Genomic DNA, 22,140 nt, shown 5'->3' with positions numbered 1-22,140 from the left:
ATGCCTTGATATGGTTATGTGTTATTAGTTATAGGTTTGATTATAATTATTTATCCAATTCTTATAACTATTCGTAATGTTAAAATTTTAAAACGAGTTGGTAGTTATATTATTTCAGCACCTCCAAGAACTGGTAAGTCTGCTCTTGCTTGTTGTTTAGCACAAACTCATAAGAAAAGAGTAGTTAGTCCTTTCCCTATTAAGTTAAAGACTGGTTATTCTTATTTGGTTAATTATAACGATGTTTTTACTTTTAATCAGTTAGCAAGTAATTATGCTTTTGAGGAACAAGATTTAATAATTTTAGATGAATTAGCATTAAAAATAAATTCTAATGATTTAGGAGTACAGTTTAAAAATCAACAAGAAAGTTTAGGACAATTTTGTAAGTTAATAGGTCATATGTTTAATGGTACTATGTATTTGATTGAACAACACCCTAATAGAATACCAGTACAAGCAAGAGAAAAAGTAGAATATGTTGTTCAAGTTAAACGTATGCGTTTTTTGGGTTTTATTGTTATATTTAATCTTAATTTATATACTAATATTGAGGATTATAATAAAGTAGTGTTTTCACGTCGTAGAACAAAGAAAATGATTAAAAGAGGTATTATGCCTCCAAGTTATAGTGGTGAAGCAATGGCTATGACTTTATTTTTTCCTAGACATTGATTAAAGAGGTATAATTCACGTGCTTTACATTATGTGCATGAACTTAAAAGTGAATTGTCACCTAAGAAATACCTTAAAGAAGCAAGTAGTATTGATATGACTTATACTGATATTAAATCTGCTGGTTTAGATAAATTGGATAATATTTTAAAGAAAAAAGAAAAAAAATAAATAATTTTATTTTTTAGAAAGATGTTAAAATTACTATATAAACTTAATATAAGTTTACATATTAACTCATTATTTTAATTTTAAAGTAAATGAGTTTTTATTTTGAAAGGAAAAAAAGAAATGAATGAATATGAAAAAGAACAAATAAAAGAAGTTACTAGACAATATAAAGAAGTTATAAAAAAATCAATGCAAAAAATATCAGATTTAAAAAACAAAAAAGTAGGAAAATTTAAAAATATATTATTGAAAATAATATCTTTGGGATTATATGATTGAAACAGAAAAATTGATAAAAAAATATTTGGAGCAAATGAAACTATTTCATTTTTCACAGATAAAATACGTTTAAATAATAAATTATTGGATAAATATAATGATAACATTAGTCCTATTTTAAATTCAAAAGAATGTGATGATTTTAGAAAAAAAATAAATTTAGTAGATTTACAAAATTCACAATCTTTAACAACTAGCACTAAACAAAATTCACCAAAAATATAAATAAAAATAGTTATAGTCGCAGTGAACCTACTGCGACTATAATTTGGGTGAGCCACGTAGTGGCGAGGGACGTAGTCCCTATATACTTGATAAATGAAACAATTTATTAGCAATATGCAACCATCAACAACATATTACCACTTAAACAAAAATCAGTATAACCATTTGGTAAAATAAATGAGTCACCTTTTTTAATAATAGTATCATCAATTATACCATTACCATCCAATACTGAGATTTGCAATCATCTAGTATTAGGATAACTATAATGCTTAATTCCCTCATTAATTAATTTAATTAACTTAAAAAACTTGTTATCAACTAAATAATTATCATGACCATTAGCTTCACTACTATTTAAATCAGGAGCTAAAACAATAGTTGATGCTTCTTTCAAATGCAAATTTCGTAAATTACCAAGTTCATCTTTACGATCATAATCATATAAACGATATGTAATATCTGATGATTGTTGTAATTCAAAAACCATAGTATGTGCCAATAAACCATGAATTTTTAGAGAAGGAACATAAATAAATTGATCTTTTTTAATTGGTATATATTTTAATAGTTTATGTCATTGTTCTTTTGCCAATCATTGATTAAACTGATCTTTGGTTTTAGCATTATGACCCAAAATAACTCTACCTTTGGGTAAACATTCTAATATATACCAACATTCAGTTTTTCCTAAACATTGATGATTTTTTTCTGCGAATTTATCATCGGGGTGAATTTGAACGCTTAAACTATCATTTGCGTCTAAAATTTTTGTTAACAACGGATATTCTTTATTAATCACACTACCTGAACTATCAAGATTAGCAAATAAACTAGGTTGCTGTTTAAACAATTCTGCTAAACTTAATCCTTTATACTCGCCATTTAAAACATAACTCATTCCATTGGGATGAGCACTAACTAATCATGCTTCACCAATTGGTGTATTTTTAGGTAAATCAAAATTAAATTTGTGTGCTAATTTTTGACTACCTCATAATTTGCGAATAAAAGCAGGTTTTAAAAAAATTATTTGTGATGTGCTATTATTCATATTCACTCTCCTAAATTTTGATTATTTCTTCAATTAAACTTTATTTTTACTATTTTTAGATTTAGTTTTTTTTACTATTAAATATTTTCATGATTCTTTCATTCATTAATTTAAAAACCTTAATATTACGTGATTGAATAATTAATAATCCACCATATACTAAACAAGTAACAATACTTCCAACAATAATGGCTAAAAAGAATAAAAGAATACTTACCCAAAGCACATAATTAACTGAACTAACTGCACCTAAGATAGCAACAATAGGACCACCATGACCAGCAGCATCAGTTAATAAGAAAGCACCAGCAATACTACCAGCAACAGCACTACCAATAATATTACTAATAATAGCACGTTTTGGATCTCTTACTGCAAAAACAATCGCACCTTCAGAAATACCAATACACCCCATTAACATTGCTGTTAAACCTAATGTACGTTCACTTTCATTAAAGAATTTACGAAAAATCAAAGTTGTTAAACCCATTCCAAGTGGTGCAACAGGAATAGCTGCAGCTACTGCTCCCATAAATAATTGTGAGCTAGGATCAGCAGTTATCGTTGTTGAAGCTGCTAAAAAAGCAACTTTGTTAATTGGACCACCCATATCAAATCCAACCATGGCTCCTAGCAACATTCCAATTGCTGCCATTGCTTCACGTGGCATGTGGGTTAACCCATTTTGAAATTGTTCCATTATTCAACCAATTGGAGCTCCAATTGCATAAATAAAAGTGAAACTAATTAAAAATGTTACTACAATAGGAATAAAGAAAATTGGCATAATTGGAGCAATAGTCTTTGGTACTTTTCAAGTAATAATTCATCTTACTAAATATCCAACACTTGGACCAATTAATAATGCTCCTAAAAATCCAGCAGAAACCTTTGGCTCTAAACCAGCAATTGGATAAACTAATCCTGCTGTATTAGCAACATATGCACTTACCATTGCCGGAACCAAGGCAGCACGTCCTGCAATTGAATTAGCGATAAAACCAGCTAAAATTGGAATCATTAATGTAAAAGCAATACTTCCAGCTTGATTCATAAAATAAAGAAAATGATTATGTGGTAACTTGGAAATATCAAAGTCAGCACCATAAACTGCTTTAGCAATACCAATTGATAATGCTAACATAATTCCACCAAAAACAACAAATGGCACCATATAGCCAACACCAGCCATAATATGTTTCATAATTCCCTGTTTATCAGTAGTAAATAAATCATTTGATTTATTTTCTTTTTCCGCTTTTTGTCCCGATTCTGACTTGTTTATTTCATAAGGTTTTGCGTTAGCAAAAGCATCATTAACAATACTTTCAGGATTTTTAATAACTTTGCTAATTTCTACTTTATATAATGGTTTATTATTAAAACGTTCTAATTTTAAATCTGCAACACCGGCCGATACTGCAATAATAACTAAATCAGCATTGGCAATATCAGTTGCTGTAAAAGCACCTTTAATACCAATACTACCATGAGTTTCAACTTTAATATTATAGCCTAAATTTTTTGCAGCAATTTCTAATTTATCTTGTGCAATATAAGTATGTGCTACCCCAACTGGACAAGCAGTAATTGCTATAATATTTTTAGTTTTTTTTGAAGAACCTTTCATATCTTCACTAATAGTTTTACTACTAGTTTCAACATTAGATTTATTATTAATATTTAGTGATTGAATAATTACTTTTTTATCTTTTGAATTAAATAATATTGATTGAAATTCCGGTTTTGTTAATCTTTGTGCCACTTTTGATAAAATTTCCAAGTGCTCATTACCAGCACTTTTTAGTGGCACAATTAAAGCAATAATTGCTTTAACGGGTTGTTCATCTAGTGCTTTCCAAGGAATTGGCTGTTTAAAACGCATAATAAAAATTCCTGATTTAACAATATCTTCATTACGAGCATGTGGCACAGCAACACCACCACCAAAACCAGTAGTTCCTTCTCCTTCTCTTTGTAGAAAACTATTAACTAGTGATTTTTCACTAATATTTTTTTTCAAAAAACCTAATTTTTTAGCAGAAGTTGCTATTTCTTGAAAAGCTTCTGCTTGTGTTTTACAATCAGATTCAAGAAAAACGTGTTCTACTGTCAAAATATCATCTTGTTTAGACAACATACTTCATCTCCTTACTTAATAAATATTCATGACATAATATTAAATTATTATTTTAAAAAAAACAGTTTTTTTATTTAAAAAATTAATTAAATTTTTTAATTACTTTATTAGTTTTAATTCTATTTTCTAAATATCAATCTTTATGCTTTGATTTTAATAAATATGTTGTTACTAAATCATTAAAATAAGTAATAGCAAATAATGGAGAAATAAATATTTCTTGTGCTTCATAAAGTCCTGAAGAAACAATATTAAATGTTCAATCAGCATAAGTCACTAATTCAGTTTTATCTTGTGATGTAACAACTGCAATTTTAGCATTATTCTTTTTAGCAAGTTTAGCTGCTTCAACAATAGTAGCGGTTTTACCTGATAATGAAAAAAGAATTATTACATCTTCTGGAATAATTAAAGAAGCATGCATTAAAATACTATCATCATCTTTATTTAAACAGATTGATCGTAAACCAAACCGATATAATTTATTTGATAAATCCTCCGCACCTAAACCAGAATGACCAATACCTGCTAAATAAATACAAGCTTTACGATTATCATCTATTCAATTAATAAATCTTTGTAATTCCTCATAATTAATCGTTGAATCATTTAAATCCATTAGTTTTTTATAATGTTCTTTTAAAACACTACGATCACCAAAAAACTCACGATTTAAAGCTTTGAAAGTAGTTTCTTGCGCAGCTAAACTAATGATAAATTCACGATAACCTTTAAATCCCAATTTCTTAATTAAATTATAAACAACACTATAACCAACAGTATTTTCTTTAGCCAAAGAACTAATAGTAACTTGATCCATTTTTTGACTATTCTTATTAATATAGTTAATAAGAACTTTTTCTTTTTTTGTGAAATTATTTTCTTCCTTTGATACTCTAGATCAAAAATTATCATTGATAAGCATGTAAAAACTCCTTTTTAAACTAATGTAAAATATTTAAATATTATTATTTTTTAATTATGTGATGAAAATGGATCATTAATATAATATGGTTGCAAATCTTCCATGTTTTTTACTTCGATAAAATATGGTGACAACTTTTGAAAATTTTCCACAATATTACACTTTTCTAAATTTTCAATTATTTTATAATCTAGTAAATCACTAATAATACCAATTTTAGCATTTTCATCTACTAATTGCGGCTGAATAATTATTTTTCCATTATCACATACTGACAAATAACTTTTATTATTGTATGCTGACAAAACACTTATTGATTTTATTAATCCTGCCTGTAATAATAAACTATTAATAGTAAAAACCGTTAAAAAACTATTCAAAACTTTAAGTGTTTTGACAAAAGTAATTGCTACTCTAATTCCAGTATAACTGCCAGGACCATTTGCAATAACTACTTTTGAAATATCTTTTAATTTTATTTTACATTTTACAAGTAAATTAGTAATAGTTGGAATTGCCAATTCTGTTTGTTTTTGTCAAGCAATAAATGATGAACTTGCTAAAATTTTATTAGCTTGCAAAATCACCACTGTTAATTTGTTATTTGTTGTATCTAAATATAATTGATACATAACATCACCTTATTATTTCATTTAGTTGCTATTAATAATTTTCTAATATCTTACATACTTATTATAATATCATGTATAATGTAATTAAAATAGAAAAAATATAGAATTGTGAGTTGATCCATATGGGAATAGGAAAAAATATAGGATTTAAAAGTAAATTTTCTGATTTTTTACTTTGATCTGGACTAATTATTGCTGTTATAGGTCTAATAATGCAATTTGCAATAGTTTTAATTGAGTATAAACCAATAACAGTTGGAACACCTAATCCTCATAATTTATGAACTCCAGATGGCCCATGAGTTGGTATTTGAACAATGATTTCTACCTTTACTATTCAGTCAAATTTTTTAGTTTTTCTTTTCTTTTGTTTTGTATTAACAAATCGTTTTCATGACAATCGCGCACAATTTGTTTTTGGGCGCTTTTCATTAGCAATTACTGTTTATATTACCGTAACTCTTATCGTATTTTTTGCTGTATTATTTAAACCAATGATAAATAATTTAGATAGTAGTAATAGTATTAGCATATTAAATTTTATAAATACATTTTTATTACATTTAATAGTACCAGTGATAGTGATTTTATATTTTATGTTTTCTGCTGGTAAATACTACTGAAAACTTGGAAAACAAACATATCTTTGAATACCAATTATTTCTATTTACATGTTTGTATATTTAGGTTATGCACTTGCTAAAGGAAATTTTGTTGGTTTTTTAAGAAAAGGAACAACAGAAATTGATTATTCATTTCCATATCCATTTTTAGATTTTCATAAAAGTTTAACTACTTTCTTTATTTATATCTTTGCAATTTTAATCTTATACATAATTTTGATGTTACTTTTTACTCTTTATAATAATATCCTTTATAAAAAAAATAATAAACCAATAGCGGCTTTAAGAGATACAAATTTTTAATGTAAAATAATTTATAAATAAAGTGTACTAGTTTATAAACTAGTACACTTTATTACTATTATTTATTATTTAAAAAATATTGAAAAATAATTGTAGGGAGGAATATATATTTGTGAAAAGTAAAAATTTGAAATTGTATTATTTTTTTTAAATATTATTTTGTTATTTTTTGCCTCCTTTTTCTTAATATATTTTATTTTAAAATTATATAAAAACTCCTTGTATAGCATATATAGTATACAAGGACTTAAAGTCAAATATAAAATTAAAACCGGCATTACCTAAATATTTTCTAAACATTTATAACTGCCATTTTTATTGTAACTCACTAAAAAGAAAAAACAAGTAATAACATTTTTTACACTTATCATTTTATATTTTTATATAAAATATTGTTTTTTAACAAGTACTACTTAAAAATAACAAACTTTATTTTAAATATTTCTTTTTACGAATAATAACAACAACTATTGGAATTATAGTTAAAAAACTAATAATGAATCCACAAATGATAATAATATTTCAATTATTAACTAACATTTTAGTTGTTAATGATATATTAACATCTCAGGGACGATCTGAATTATTACTTTGTAAATAATTAACATAATTTTGTTTAGTAATATCACCTTGATATTGAATAAATCATGATAAAAACTCACCAGCAGCATTATTTTTTAAATCTTCAATTTTAATACTATTGTTAGTAGCACTAGTTAAATATTGTTGAAAACCCGCTAATAAATTATTAGTTTTTTCAAAAAAATCAGTACAATTTGGAAAATTAGGTATTTTTGTATTGCTTCTATAAACAGTAATATATTGTTCAGAAGCAGCTTGACGTTGTAAGTCAGATGTATCTAAACCTATACAATAAACTTGAAAATTACTTCCTTGATTAAGAGTTAAATTATCACCATCTTTAATAGGTGTTCCCAAATCATTTTTTGCTTTTTGTAAAGTTTGTGAATCAACTTTTCATTTTAGTCAATGTTGTTGTGAATCACTAATATTTACTTTAGCTTTCTCAATAGCTTTATTCATAACTATTAATGTATTTTTATTATCTTGTGAATTATTTTGAACTAAATATTGAGGTACAATTACAGGATTTTCTTTAACTTTTTCATCACTAATAGTACTAAATTGAATATTTGAACTATTATTTGTTAACTTAATAGTTTTACTATAACCACTATCTTTAACACTAACATTAAAAATAGTTGATTTTAAATGATCATCTGGTTTATGATTTAATATTGCATAACTAATTGAACCATTATCAAAAACTTCATCATTTTTATCATTTATTAATAATTGTTCATTCTTATCATTTTTATTTTTTGCTAAAATAGCTAACATTGGTTGATTAGTATCATTGGGATTACCATTATTAAGTGGTAAAATTGCTAACCGATCTTGAACACTTTTATGACTATTTAAAAAATCATCGCTTGGTTTAATCATATAAGGAATACTAAAATAATTATTAAAATCTGCCCTAGGATTTACCGTTGCAAAAATACCATTGTTAATCTGCGCTGGTAAACTATTATCATGGTAACCAACATAAACATAGCCAAAACTAGCAATATCATTAAAACTTTGTTTAGCAACACTACGACCAATAACTTTATCAGTAAAATATTTAATACCATTATCTGGCAAGATATTATTAGCTTTGTTTTTAATTTGTTTCTTAAATTTCTCATTAACATCTTTACTAAGATTATCATTTGGATTATTATTAACCTTATTAATATCATTAAATTGTTCTGTTATTACTTCTTTATGCAATCTAATAAAATCTTCATAATTATTATTAATTGAATTTCAAGTATTAGCTTCACTAATTAAATTTTTATTATTTTCCTTAACAGTAATATGAAACCCAGAAAGTTTGTTACTCTCATTAACAGTACTAATATTAGATTGATGATTAGTAACTATCATTAAACTACTAGTAAGAGATAATGCCAAAGCCAAACTTATTGTTTTAAAACTTTTAGTTTTAAAAAAACTAAAAGATAAGAAATTTGTCATTATGATTACTCCTTTTTTACCTATTATTTGTGTTTATAATTATAATATTAAATTAAGCATATTTAATTAAATACTTAAAATCTTAGTTTTAATAAAATAAAACTAAGGATATATAATCAATTATTAAACTTTTTGTTAAATCAACATATATAATTTTAATACTTATATAATTATTTATATATTCATTAAAATTATAAGGATAAAAATTATATCCTTAACATTAATAATAAACTTTATTAGCAAAAAATCAAGATTAAATAATTAATAAGTTAATTTTTTTTAACTTATTAAGTGTTTTAAATAATCAGTTAGTAAATATTAATAGTGATAAGGAAAAACTTGATATACTAAATAAGTAGCATATTCAATCATAATAAAAAATTAAATTTCCTATCAAAAATTTAATTAAATTTAATTCTAATATAAATAGGAGAAAAAATATGAATTGAAAAAATAGTAGTGAATACCGATTAAAAAAAAGAAATCTTATTAAATTTATTTGACGTTTATTTGGCCTACTTATTATTTCTTTATTTTTAATTTTTGATTTAATAATTACTATTAATTATCCCAATGCTTTCATTGTTCCTAATGTTGATAAACCAACTGAAAGATTAGCAATTTATTATTTTTATTTTACAACTCAAACTAATTATTTAGTACTCATTTATTTATTTGCTTTTTTATTTGAAAGTAAATTTAAAGAAAACTCAAAACCAAGTTTTTATATTTTATTAAGCATTACTATTTATATTACAATTACAATGTTAGTATTTTGAATAGGTATCATTAGTAATAGCCAAGAAAGAAGTAAATATGGAACTGATATTTATTTATGATTTAAAACAATAATTCTAAATCTAATTATGCCAATTGTTATGATTTTAAATTTTGCTTTATCATGTGGACGTGATTTTTATTCACTAAAAAATCATCATAAACTTTATATGTGATTTATTTTATTTTATCCTTGTTTTTATGTAGTAATGGTAATGGTTCGTGGTGTATTACGTGTTAAACAAGGAGAAAATATTAATACTTGTTATCCTTACTTTTTTTCAACTACCAAAAATATGGTGTAGGAGTATTAATTACTGCTATTATTTTTCTGTTAATTATTAGTATTGGTTTACAATACCTTTATTTATGAATTAATAATATACAATATAAAAAAAAGCATGATGATGATAAACCAAATTTTCCAATCATTATGGATGGGTTACAATTTATTGGACACTAATTACGTAGACAAGTAAACAAATTTGTTAAAAGAAAGGAACTATAATTATGGCCAATATTAACTCATATACCGATGAATTTAAAAAACAAATAGTAGCTTTATATCAAAGTGGCAAATCAGTATCTTGCCTTGCTAAAGAATATAATGTTACAAGAGCAGCTACTTACAATTGAATTAAGCAATTTAGTAATTCAGGAAGTTTTAAAACTAAAGATAATCGTTCTTTTGAAGAAAATGAATTAATTAAATTAAGAAAAGAATTAAAGCAATTACGAATGGAAAATGATATTTTAAAGCAAGCAGCACTAATAATAGGCAGAAAATAGAAATTATTGTCAAAAATAAAGCTAAATATAAAATTCGCACAATGTGTCGTTTTTTAAAAATATCTAAATCAACATATTATTTTAATTTAAAGAAAAAAGAAAATAAAATCAAAAATAATATTTATGATGAAGCTGTTATTAGTGCTTTTAAAGAAAATAAAAAAGTTTATGGTACTAGAAGATTAAAAAAAATTCTAGAAAACCAAGAAATTTATTTATCGCGCAGAAAAATTAAAAAAATTATGAATGAACATAATTTAATATCAAAATATACTAAATTATCATTCAAAAATCATAATAACAAAGTTAACGATAGTCAAATAACTAATCTTGTTAATAGAAAATTTAAGAATAGGATTAAAAATGAAGTTATTGTTAGTGATTTAACTTATGTACAAGTTAATGGTAGGTGAAACTATATTTGCCTATTAATAGACCTATTTAACCGCGAAATTATCGGACATAGTGTTGGAGTTAAAAAAGATGCATCATTAGTACATCAAGCATTTATGCAATCAAATCGCTGTTTAAAAGATATTCAAATATTTCATAGTGATCGCGGTAATGAATTTAACAATAAAATTATTGATAAACTTTTACTAGCATTCAACATTAACCGTTCTTTAAGTAAAAAAGGTTGTCCTTATGATAATGCTGTTGCTGAAGCAACTTTTAAAACTTTTAAAACCGAATTTATTAATGATAAAAATTTTACATCATTAATCCAATTAAAATTAGAATTATTTGATTACATCAATTGATATAACAATATAAGAATTCACAGCACTTTAAACTACTTAACTCCAGTTAAATATCAACAACAAATGTCTACCAAAAAATAGTCCTAAAAAGTGTTGCCATTCCAGCTTAAAAATTTTAGTTCCTTGTTTTCATATAGGAACTTTTTTTGTATAATTTAATTAAACTTAATATAAGTTTTTAACTCATTATTTTATTTTAAAATAAATGAGTTTTTTTATTTGAGAGGAAGATTTTATGAATAAAATTATATTTCGACAAATGTATAAAAATACTTATAAAGTAATATTTAAAAAACTAATAGAAACTAAAAAAATGATTGATTTTATAGAAAAGTCTAAATTTAAGTGTAACGATAAGGGAGAACCAGAATTTGATGGTCTTGATAAAGAAGCTCTTAAAGAGTTATTTGGCCTTATGTGAAAAGATAGATTAAGTGATGAAAAACAAAAATTTGTTAATTTAGGTGCAAATTATATTAATCAATCACCTATTTTTCAAAATAAAAAACAAGAAAGAAAATTTTTAATTAATAAAAGTGAAATACTAAAACAGATGAATTTATTTTCAAATAAACCTTGTTTAATAACAGGAAACATTTTTAATCCTAAATTTCTAAAATCAAACGAAACTTTTTCATTGAATTGTAAAAATGAAATAAATTCTATAGATTTGCAAAATCAACTTTCAACAAGTAGTACTAAATTAAACTCAGTAAAAATTTAAATTATTAAGGACTGAACTTATTATCAAAAAGAAAATGAATCCAGAATGAGAAACAATGTTTTTAGAAAATAAAGAACAAAAACAAGATAGTATTGAATTAAAAAGAATAAATACTAATAAAAATGAAATTGGTATTGAAGCCTTTGATTATTTTAAAGATGAAATTAATAAATCGAAAAAAAGAAATGACAATTTATTTATAGAAAATATAAATCAAAAAGTAAATTATTTAAATAAAAAAAATAACAATCTTATAGTTGAAAATAAACAAATTAATGAAAGATTAAAACATTTAGACAAAAAACTTTTAAATCTTAAAAAATGGCGTTGGAAATTAACCAAATAGAAAATAAAATATCAAAAAATATTAAATATTTAACAAGTAGCACTAAACCAAGCTCACCAAAAATGTAAAAAATAAGATATTGTAATTACAATATCTTTTATATTTAAAATCAATTTTAAGATATCTAATTTGCTTATATACAAACGATTTAAAAATTTATATGGTTTTGTATTCAAAAAATAAACATCTCTCATTAGAGATGTTTTAAATTAAACATTTGGTAGTATAAAATAACTTTACTTTTGGGAAATTTTTACTCGATAATCAATGGGAAATTATCACTAAATAATGACAAAGTAAGTATTATTGTTGACTAATATTTTACAAGTGTTAAGATTAACATACAATTGCATATTGAAGTCAAAATTATTCTCGTCTAACTTTATAATTTTAAGACAAATTTGAATATTATTGACAACATCGGTATGCTCCCAAAAAATAAAATAAGGCTTTAGAAATTAAAAGCCTTATTTATATAATTTATTAAATATTTTTAATTATTCATTTACCATAGAAACTACTTCTTCTGGTTTATTAGTAACTGGAAGATATTTACCAATAATTAATAATACACCTGAAGCAATATTAAGTCCTAAAAAATAATATTAATACTACTAATAAAATTAAAATGTGATGAAAACATAGCTATTAAAGAAAAACCTGCTAAAACTAAAGTTACAATTCCAACAGCTAAACCACTATTAGCATTTCCTTTTAAAACGTTATTGCACATGATAATTATTGCAATTGAAAATCCAATAGCAATTAAAAGTCCAAAAATCAATCCAACAATAAATATTGTACTAACTCCTGATGTTAATGAAGTGTGATCATATTTTGTAAAACTGTTAAAAATAACACTACTTGCTGTAGCTAAAATAATTGTAATAATTACACTTCAAATAATACTTATAATATTTGTTATGAATCCAATTTTAGCTCCAATGTATAATTTTTTATCTAATTTCTTTTCAACCTTATCCATTTTTTCTCTTTTTTTCTTAAAATCTTTTTTACATTTTAATATTCTCAATCTTAACATAAAAAAAATTTAAATTTTAAATTAAATATTAACACAATAAAAAAAATTTGGCATCGTGCTATTTTCCCATTGCTGGTATTTTCGCCGCTGGAGTGCTTAACTGCTGTGTTCGAGATGGGAACAGGTGTGACCACTCCGCCATGGACACCAAATAGTTTAGCAATTGCTCCCTAAAAACTAGAAACAGACATCTTTAAATTTGATTACTTTTGATTTGCAATAGAGAATATATTCTTCAATAAATGCTCGATCTATTAGTATCAGTAAGCTGAACATATCACTATGCTTACACACCTGACCTATCAACCTTGTAGTATTCAAGGGATCTTACTTCTTTCGAATGAGAAATCTCATCTTGGAACTGACTTCGCGCTTAGATGCTTTCAGCGCTTATTCATGCCCTACATAGCTACCCAGCTGTGCCACTGGCGTGACAACTGGTGCACCAGAGGTAGGTCCATTCCGGTCCTCTCGTACTAGGAACAGCTTTCCTCAAATTTCTTGCGCCCACGACAGATAGGGACCAAACTGTCTCACGACGTTCTGAACCCAGCTCGCGTACCGCTTTAATGGGCGAACAGCCCAACCCTTGGAAGCGACTACACCTCCAGGATGCGATGAGCCGACATCGAGGTGCCAAACCTCCCCGTCTATATGAACTATTGGGAGAGATTAGCCTGTTATCCCCGGGGTAACTTTTATCCGTTGAGCGACGGCCTTTCCACACAGCACCGCCGGATCACTAAGCCCAACTTTCGTTCCTGCTCGACTTGTATGTCTCGCAGTCAAGCACCCTTTTACCTTTGCGCTCTACATATGATTTCCATTCATATTGAGGGTACCTTTGGGCGCCTCCGTTACTTTTTAGGAGGCGACCGCCCCAGTCAAACTACCCACCAGACACTGTCCTTAGACCAGATTATGGTCTCAAGTTAGAATTTCAATATAGCAAGGGTGGTATCCCAATGGTGACTCCATGCCTACTAGCGTCTGCATATCAACGTCTCCCACCTATGCTGTACAAACTACACCAAAATTCAATATCAAGTTGTAGTAAAGCTCCACGGGGTCTTTCCGTCTAATCGCGGGTAACCTGCATCTTCACAGGTACTAAGATTTCACCGAGTCTATAGCCGAGACAGCGTCCGGATCGTTACGCCTTTCGTGCGGGTCAGAACTTACCTGACAAGGAATTTCGCTACCTTAGGACCGTTATAGTTACGGCCGCCGTTCACTGGGGCTTCAGTTCAAAGCTTCGCTTACGCTAACAAATCTCTTTAACCTTCCAGCACTGGGCAGGCGTCACCCCCTATACATCGTCTTACGACTTAGCAGAGAGCTGTGTTTTTGCTAAACAGTCGCCCGGACCTCTTCACTGCGACTCATATTGCTATGAGCTCCCCTTCTCGCTAACTTACGGGGTTATTTTGCAGAGTTCCTTAGCTATAGTTATCTCGCTTGCCTTAGGATATTCTCCTTGACCACGTGTGTCCGTTCTCGGTACAGGCACCATGGTGATGTCTTTAGAAACTTTTCTTGGAAGTATGGCATCAAATGCTTCGTTACTAAGCGAACCGTTCACTCCCCATCGTACTTCAAGGTTAACGCTGTGCGGATTTGCCTACACAACCCTCTTTGTACTTAGCCCAGCACTACCAATCACTGGGACATTTTAGCCTTCTCCGTCATTCCATCAGTCACCATGGTGGTACAGGAATATCAACCTGTTATCCATCGACTACGCCTTTCGGCCTCGCCTTAGGTCCTGACTAACCCTGGGTGGACGAACCTAGCTCAGGAAACCTTGGTCAATCGGCATGAAGGATTCTCACCTTCAATCGTTACTCACGCCGGCATTCTCACTTCTAAACGCTCCACTAGTCCTTCCGGTCTAACTTCGTCGCAGATTAGAACGCTCCCCTACCGCCCACAATATATGTAAACATATATATAGACCCATAGCTTCGGTACAATGCTTAGCCCCGGTACATTTTCCGCGCAGAATCATTCGACTAGTGAGCTGTTACGCACTCTTTAAAGGATGGCTGCTTCTAAGCCAACCTCCTAGCTGTCTGAACAATTCCACATCGTTTTCCACTTAGCATTGATTTGGGGACCTTAGCTGATGATCTGGGCTGTTTCCCTCACGTCTATGGACCTTATCACCCATAGACTGACTGCCAGATATGTAACAATGGCATTCGCAGTTTAATTGCATTCAGTACCCCGAGGTGGGGCCATCATACATTCAGAGCTTTACCTCCATTGCACTAATTCTGACGCTAGTCCTAAAACTATATCGGGGAGAACCAGCTATCTCCAGGTTCGATTGGAATTTCACCGCTAGCCACAAGTCATCCACGGTCTTTTCAACGAACGTTGGTTCGGTCCTCCATTAACTGTTACATTAACTTCAACCTGCTCATGGCTAGATCACCTGGTTTCGGGTCTACGACCACATACTAAAGGCCCTATTCAGGCTCGCTTTCACTTCGGCTCCGTCTTTTCAACTTAACCTTGCATGTAATCGTAACTCGCCGGCTCATTCTACAAAAGGCACGCCGTCACCCATTAACGGGCTCCGACTTGTTGTAAGCATATGGTTTCAGAAACTATTTCACTCCCCTCTCGGGGTACTTTTCACCTTTCCCTCACGGTACTGGTTCACTATCGGTAATTGGTTAGTATTTAGCCTTACGCAGTGGTCTGCGCAAATTCCGACAAGGTTCCACGTGCCTCGCCGTACTCAGGATACTGTCAAGAGATTTATACATTTCGCATACTGGGCTTTCACCATCTATGGCGTTGCTTCCCAACAACTTCTGCTATATATAAATTTTGTAACTCTTCATAGGTCGAACCTAATAGACAGTCCTATAACCCCAGTCTGACGACTGGTTTAGGCTGCTCCCTTTTCGCTCGCCGCTACTAAGGGAATCGCATTCGCTTTCTTTTCCTCTAGGTACTAAGATGTTTCAATTCTCTAGGTATCACTCTGCACAACTATGAATTCATTGTACAGTACTATCTGATTAAAGATAGTGGGTTTCCCCATTCGGACATCTCCGGATCAAAGCTTATTTCCAGCTCCCCGAAGCTTATCGCAGGTAATCGCGTCCTTCATCGTCTTCCAATTCCAAGGCATCCACCATACGCTCTTAATAATTTATTTTTAGAATATCCTATTGCAAGATAAAAATTATCTTATTTTTTTTTAAAAGATGTCTATTATCCAGTTTTTAAAGAACAATTGCTCAGAGAAAACAATCCCTGAAAACTAAACAGAACAAAAGAAGTAATCCAATAAATCATCCATCTATTTTTTCTTGTTGTCTTGGTTTCTTATTAGAAACTAAACTCCATAGAAAGGAGGTGATCCATCCCCACCTTCCGGTAGGGATACCTTGTTACGACTTAACCCCAATCATCAACCCTGCCTTTGGCAGCTCCCTCCTTACGGTTAGGACACCGACTTCTGGCATTGCCAACTCTCGTGGTTTGACGGGCGGTGTGTACAAGACCCGAGAACGTATTCACCGCGACATTGCTGATTCGCGATTACTAGCGATTCCGACTTCATGAAGTCGAGTTGCAGACTTCAATCCGGACTGAGACTGACTTTTTGAGATTTGCTTGACCTCGCGGTTTAGCGACTCTTTGTATCAGCCATTGTAGCACGTGTGTAGCCCAGGTCATAAGGGGCATGATGATTTGACGTCGTCCCCACCTTCCTCTAGCTTACACTAGCAGTCTCCTTAGAGTCCCCAACTTAATGCTGGCAACTAAGGACAAGGGTTGCGTTCGTTGCTGAACTTAACCAAACATCTCACGACACGAACTGACGACAACCATGCACCACCTGTATCCTTGTTAACCTCTACTATATCTCTATAGCTTCGCAAGGTATGTCAAGACTTGGTAAGGTTCTTCGCGTTGCTTCGAATTAAACCACATGCTCCACCGCTTGTGCGGGTCCCCGTCAATTCCTTTGAGTTTCACTCTTGCGAGCATACTACTCAGGCGGAGTACTTAATGCGTTAGCTACAGCACTGCCTCATGGCAACACTTAGTACTCATCGTTTACGGCGTGGACTACTAGGGTATCTAATCCTATTTGCTCCCCACGCTTTCGTGCCACAACGTCAGTAATAGGCCAGTTAGCCGCCTTCGCCACTGGTGTTCCTTCATATATCTACGCATTCCACCGCTACACATGAAATTCCACTAACCTCTCCTATACTCTAGTAATGTAGTTTCCAAGGCGGTTAGGGGTTGAGCCCCTAAATTTAACCTCAGACTTGCAAAACCGTCTACGCACGCTTTACGCCCAATAAATCCGGATAACGCTTGCCACCTATGTATTACCGCGGCTGCTGGCACATAGTTAGCCGTGGCTTTCTGGTAAGGTATGGTCGATACTAAAATCATTTCCTATTCTAGCACTTCTTCCCTTACAACAGACCTTTACAATCCGAAGACCTTCATCAGTCACGCGGCATTGCTCCATCAGGCTTTCGCCCATTGTGAAAAATTCCCTACTGCTGCCTTCCGTAGAAGTTTGGGCCGTGTCTCAGTCCCAATGTGGCCGTTCATCCTCTCAGATCGGCTACGTATCGTTACCTTGGTAAGCCATTACCTTACCAACTAGTTAATGCGCCGCATCCCCATCAATTAGCGAAGCAAATGCTCCTTTCATTATTTATCATTGCAAATAAATAACATATGCGGTATTAGCTGTCGTTTCCAACAGTTATTCCCCACTAAATGGTAGGTTAGATACGTGTTACTCACCCGTTCGCCACTAAAGTATTGCTACTTTCGTTCGACTTGCATGTATTAGGCATGCCGCCAGCGTTAATCCTGAGCCAGGATCAAACTCTCAATAAAATTGTTTTTGTTAAAAGATGATGTCTGACTTATTTAATTTTTAATAAAAAATTGACGGATTAATTCTTGTTCTATTTAGTTTTCAAAGATCGTTTTTTCTAGTTTGTAACCCATTTATTTTTGGGACAATAATAATAGTACAACATGCCATAATTATTGTCAACCTAATTATCATAAAAAAGCATTATTTTTTTAAAATTAAAATTTTTAAAATTTTTTATAAAATTAAAAAAATAAAATATTATTTATTCTATTAAAAATTTAATAGTAATATAATCACTTTTAATTGTTAATTGATATTGACCAATACCAATAAAGTCATACAACTTTAAAGCAAGATTTTTAAATTTTTTATTACAATCATTATTTAAAAATAATATTTTTTCAATATTATTATTTTGTAAATCTTTCACTAATTTTGAATTAATCGTTTTATTTTCTGGTATTGATCAGTAATATTCTTTTGTTAATTTATTATAACTAGTTAATTTACCATAATTTGTTCCATCAATATCTGCAAAAATTACTGATTTATTTTCATTAAATGTCAAATGACCTGCTTGAAAGGCAATAATTTTTAAAGCTCCAAGTTTTTTATTAAAATTAACACGATTAATTGCACATAGTGCCTGATGCACAGTAAATGTTGATTGATAAGATAATAAAGGGTAATCTTGATTAAAATGTTCATTGAGTAATAATGTTTCATAATCTAGTTTATATTTAAGAATAATTTTTAGTTCATTAACAACTAATTTGTTATTTTCAATGAAATTTGTAACTAAACATGGTATTTCATTAAAATTTGGAAAAATACGATTAAATACTTTATTACTTGTAACCTCATATAATAATGATGCTATTAATAAATTGTCATAATGATAATTAATTAATTTAGTATCTAATTCTTGACTTAATCTTAAATAAAAATAATTAACTATTTGATAATCATTTAAAAATAAGAATTGTTTTAAGATATTTTGATTACGATTAGTATCATTATCATGGGTTTGATAATTTTTTATTTTTTTTGCTATTCGTAAATAAAAATCATTTAAAAAATTATAAAATTCTTGAATTGTCAAATCATAATCAATTAATATTTTAAAAATAGCATTATCATTATAAAGTTGATAGTATGATTGAATTACCAAATAAATTTTTTTTCGCGATTGATATCATTGCTTTAAATTAGTTAAAATGACGTTTTGACTTCTTGGTTCTAAAGTAATAGTACATCCATAAGGTAAATTAAAACTATTAGGTAATTGTTTATTAACATTGATAATATGTGAATTTGAAAGATTTTTAATACCAATCGTTATGTCATATTTTTTATCAATATTAGCAATTAAATCATAAACCTCTAAACAATGTTTAGTTTCTGTTTTTCTCAATCCTCTTCCTAACTGTTGCAAATATACTGTTTTTGAATTAGTTGGTCGTAATAAAATAATAGTATCAATTTCAGGAATATCAATTCCTTCATTAAAAATATTTACTACACATAAATAATTAATAATTCTATTTTTAAAATCATTAATTATTTTACTACGATTAGTTTTATTTTTACTTGTTAAAAAGTCTGCTTTTAAGCCCTGATTTTGCAAAAATCTAGCAACAATTTGTGCATGAGTAATATTAATACAAAAAATTAAACAAATCCGATTACTATAAAATCCAATATAGTCATTAATTACATCTAATAATAACTTATTTCTTGCTTCAGTATTTAATTTTTTAAATAATTGTTGATCATTATTTAAATCAATACCAGTTAAATCAGCAGTAATGTCATCAATACAATAATAATCAAATGGTGATAAAAGTTTTTCATTAATTGCATCTCACAATCGTAATTCATGTGCAAACTCATTATCAAAATAATTAATAATGTTTTTATTATCTTCTCGTTCTGGTGTTGCTGTTAAACCAATAATTTGTTTAGGATGAAAATAATTTAAAATTGTCTGAAAAGTTTTGGCAGCCAAATGATGAGCTTCATCAAAAATAATAATATCAAATTGTTGACGTTTAAACTTATTTAGATGTCTATGTACAGTTTGTACTGTTGCAAATAAATATTGTTCTTGAAAATTATTTTGTTTACTATTTAAAATAGTTGCAAATTTTTTATCATTTATTACTTTTCGAAAAGTAATAATTGCTTGTTCAATAATTTCTCTTTGATGTGCTAAAAATAAAATTGAAGGTTTTTGATTATTATTTTCTTTGATTTGATTTAAATAGTCAAAAGCAGATACTACTGTTTTACCAACACCTGTTGCCATGACAATTAAATGTTTTGTTTTTTTAAGTTTTCTTCTTAACTTTAATTTATTAATTAAGGCAATTTGAAAATCATAAAGAAAATAATTAGTTGCTAATCATTGTTCATCTTTTTTATTTACAAGCAATCGATTATATTCAATTCGCGATAGTAATTGTAATCGTTGTTGTTCATTATTTAAATCAACTAAATTATCATTTCATAATTTATAATACTGATTTAAAATATTTTGATATAGTTGCTTATTATCAAATTCATTAATTTTAATATTTCATTCACGACCACTAGCTAAACCTTTTTGCGTTAAATTTGATGAACCAATTATTGCTGAAGAAAAACCTGAATTTCGTTTAAAGATGGCAGCTTTAATATGAATTCTTTCACTACGTTTTTCTAAATTATTTTCAACTTTAACTTTAATATTAGGATACTTTTTTATTATTTTAACTAATGCATATAAATTAACAAATAAAGCCATATCATCAAAAGTAGTAGTAATAAAATTAATAGTAATATTATGATTTAAAGCATAAGTAAATGATGAACGTAACTTATTTATAATTGAATTTGATATAAAAGGATAAATAAAGTATACTTCATCACAAGTTCTGATTTCCTGATTTAAATGATTAATTAATACTTGTTGGTTTTCATTAGTAAATAGAAAATTGTCACTTAATCTAATATTAGAAGTTAAAGGATTATCAATTATACTATCATTTACTTGTAATAAAATGTTATTACTAAATTTATTAGTAGTAAAATTACTTATGATTTGATTTAAAAAATCAATTTTTGCTTCTGGTGATTTAATCCTTTTTAATTGTTCAATTAAAGTATTATTTAATTGTTTAACTAAATAATGATCAATGTCTTTAATTAATTCTTTTTCATCATTAATATGTGATGTTTGGAAATTATTGGTAATATCATCACTAATCTTTAATAATAAATCATAATAGCCCTTATTTTTCATACTCTACACTTCCTAATAATAAATAGTGTCTATTTTAATAAATTATAATCTATATTTTAATAAATTATTAACTATTATAAAATAATTTTGTAAAGTAAAAAACCTCTAATATTTAAAATATTATTTTAAATAAATAAAGAGGAAGGTAATCTAAGATAAGATATATTCATATTTTATTTTTTTTCTGTTGATGATGTTTTTTCTGCTTGTAATGGATTAGTAATACTTACACCTTTGTATGTCTTGCATTTCATACAGGCATGATGTGGTTTAGTAATTGCTCCACAATTTAAACAGTTAGTTGTAGTTGTTGCAGATAAACTATCATGGGCACGACGTGTATTTTTACGCATTTTTGACGTTCTTCTTGCTGGTACTGCCATAGTCTGTTGCCTCCTTACTTTCGTATCTCATAAATTATATATTGATTTATCAGAAAAATCTATTTTTTTTGATAAGTTTTTCAAATTTTTGGAAA

General features: G+C 28.4%; 15 protein-coding genes and 3 rRNA genes. 7 read left to right on the top strand and 11 right to left on the bottom strand.

Features of this window, described 5'->3' with window-relative positions; all coding sequences use genetic code 4:
- Both AACL11_RS05300 and AACL11_RS05295 read left to right on the top strand, forming a co-directional pair.
- On the top strand, nucleotides 1-846 hold the full coding sequence (locus AACL11_RS05300) for a hypothetical protein (protein ID WP_338988456.1): 846 nt from the start codon (nucleotides 1-3) through the stop codon (nucleotides 844-846).
- Nucleotides 847-966: 120 nt separating this feature from the next.
- Nucleotides 967-1,350, top strand: coding sequence for a hypothetical protein (locus AACL11_RS05295; protein ID WP_338988454.1), 384 nt, complete (start codon nucleotides 967-969; stop codon nucleotides 1,348-1,350).
- A 106-nt stretch (nucleotides 1,351-1,456) separates the two neighbouring features.
- On the opposite strand, the gene AACL11_RS05290 is transcribed toward AACL11_RS05295, so the two are convergent.
- The 4 genes from AACL11_RS05290 to tsaB form a co-directional block, all read right to left on the bottom strand.
- Complete coding sequence (locus tag AACL11_RS05290) at nucleotides 1,457-2,404, bottom strand: type I phosphomannose isomerase catalytic subunit (RefSeq protein WP_338988452.1); 948 nt, start codon at nucleotides 2,402-2,404, stop codon at nucleotides 1,457-1,459.
- Between the two features lie 61 nt (nucleotides 2,405-2,465).
- Nucleotides 2,466-4,544 carry a fructose-specific PTS transporter subunit EIIC gene (locus AACL11_RS05285; RefSeq protein WP_338988450.1) on the bottom strand — a complete coding sequence of 693 codons (2,079 nt, stop codon included), beginning with the start codon at nucleotides 4,542-4,544 and terminating at the stop codon, nucleotides 2,466-2,468.
- An 82-nt stretch (nucleotides 4,545-4,626) separates the two neighbouring features.
- The gene (locus AACL11_RS05280; protein ID WP_252320354.1) at nucleotides 4,627-5,469 is read right to left on the bottom strand and encodes a MurR/RpiR family transcriptional regulator; all 843 of its coding nucleotides are present in this window, start codon (nucleotides 5,467-5,469) and stop codon (nucleotides 4,627-4,629) included.
- 50 nt (nucleotides 5,470-5,519) lie between these two features.
- A complete protein-coding gene (tsaB, locus tag AACL11_RS05275; protein WP_338988449.1) occupies nucleotides 5,520-6,101 on the bottom strand; it encodes a tRNA (adenosine(37)-N6)-threonylcarbamoyltransferase complex dimerization subunit type 1 TsaB in 582 nt (193 codons plus the stop codon).
- A gap of 212 nt (nucleotides 6,102-6,313) precedes the next feature.
- Between tsaB and AACL11_RS05270 the strand changes: the two genes are divergently transcribed.
- Nucleotides 6,314-7,027 carry a hypothetical protein gene (locus AACL11_RS05270; protein ID WP_338988448.1) on the top strand — a complete coding sequence of 238 codons (714 nt, stop codon included), beginning with the start codon at nucleotides 6,314-6,316 and terminating at the stop codon, nucleotides 7,025-7,027.
- 429 nt (nucleotides 7,028-7,456) lie between these two features.
- Here AACL11_RS05270 and AACL11_RS05265 read toward each other — a convergent pair whose 3' ends face one another.
- Nucleotides 7,457-9,070 carry a hypothetical protein gene (locus AACL11_RS05265; protein WP_252320359.1) on the bottom strand — a complete coding sequence of 538 codons (1,614 nt, stop codon included), beginning with the start codon at nucleotides 9,068-9,070 and terminating at the stop codon, nucleotides 7,457-7,459.
- Nucleotides 9,071-9,510: 440 nt separating this feature from the next.
- On the opposite strand from AACL11_RS05265, the gene AACL11_RS05260 reads away from it, so the two are divergent.
- From AACL11_RS05260 to AACL11_RS05245, 4 genes are all read left to right on the top strand, one after another.
- On the top strand, nucleotides 9,511-10,152 hold the full coding sequence (locus tag AACL11_RS05260) for a hypothetical protein (RefSeq protein WP_338988445.1): 642 nt from the start codon (nucleotides 9,511-9,513) through the stop codon (nucleotides 10,150-10,152).
- A gap of 205 nt (nucleotides 10,153-10,357) precedes the next feature.
- Nucleotides 10,358-11,478, top strand: a protein-coding gene (locus AACL11_RS05255) for an IS3 family transposase (RefSeq protein WP_338988444.1) whose coding sequence is annotated in 2 segments (ribosomal slippage) — nucleotides 10,358-10,601 and nucleotides 10,601-11,478 — 1,122 coding nt in all. Because the reading frame shifts where the segments join, the coding sequence is not laid out codon by codon here.
- Between the two features lie 154 nt (nucleotides 11,479-11,632).
- Nucleotides 11,633-12,121, top strand: a complete 489-nt coding sequence (locus AACL11_RS05250) for a hypothetical protein (protein WP_338988443.1) — start codon at nucleotides 11,633-11,635, stop codon at nucleotides 12,119-12,121.
- Nucleotides 12,122-12,155: 34 nt separating this feature from the next.
- Nucleotides 12,156-12,467, top strand: a complete 312-nt coding sequence (locus tag AACL11_RS05245) for a hypothetical protein (RefSeq protein ID WP_338987219.1) — start codon at nucleotides 12,156-12,158, stop codon at nucleotides 12,465-12,467.
- Between the two features lie 592 nt (nucleotides 12,468-13,059).
- Here the strand turns inward: AACL11_RS05245 and AACL11_RS05240 are convergent.
- From AACL11_RS05240 to rpmF, 6 genes are all read right to left on the bottom strand, one after another.
- The gene (locus AACL11_RS05240) at nucleotides 13,060-13,452 is read right to left on the bottom strand and encodes a hypothetical protein (protein WP_338988442.1); all 393 of its coding nucleotides are present in this window, start codon (nucleotides 13,450-13,452) and stop codon (nucleotides 13,060-13,062) included.
- A 102-nt stretch (nucleotides 13,453-13,554) separates the two neighbouring features.
- Nucleotides 13,555-13,661: ribosomal RNA gene (rrf, locus tag AACL11_RS05235) — 5S ribosomal RNA — on the bottom strand.
- An 82-nt stretch (nucleotides 13,662-13,743) separates the two neighbouring features.
- Nucleotides 13,744-16,681: ribosomal RNA gene (locus tag AACL11_RS05230) — 23S ribosomal RNA — on the bottom strand.
- Nucleotides 16,682-16,874: 193 nt separating this feature from the next.
- A 16S ribosomal RNA gene (locus tag AACL11_RS05225) occupies nucleotides 16,875-18,396 on the bottom strand.
- Together the 16S, 23S and 5S rRNA genes form the textbook arrangement of a ribosomal RNA operon.
- A gap of 245 nt (nucleotides 18,397-18,641) precedes the next feature.
- Nucleotides 18,642-21,662 (bottom strand): DEAD/DEAH box helicase family protein, encoded by a 3,021-nt coding sequence (locus AACL11_RS05220; protein ID WP_338988441.1) that lies wholly within the window; start codon nucleotides 21,660-21,662, stop codon nucleotides 18,642-18,644.
- A gap of 173 nt (nucleotides 21,663-21,835) precedes the next feature.
- Nucleotides 21,836-22,045, bottom strand: coding sequence for a 50S ribosomal protein L32 (rpmF, locus tag AACL11_RS05215; protein ID WP_281747878.1), 210 nt, complete (start codon nucleotides 22,043-22,045; stop codon nucleotides 21,836-21,838).
- Between the last annotated feature and the right edge of the window lie 95 nt (nucleotides 22,046-22,140).

The organism is Spiroplasma endosymbiont of Dasysyrphus albostriatus (assembly GCF_964019495.1).
In the GTDB taxonomy this organism is placed as follows: Bacteria; Bacillota_I; Bacilli_A; order Mycoplasmatales; family VBWQ01; genus Spiroplasma_E.
This window is presented reverse-complemented; position numbering and strand designations above follow the sequence as displayed.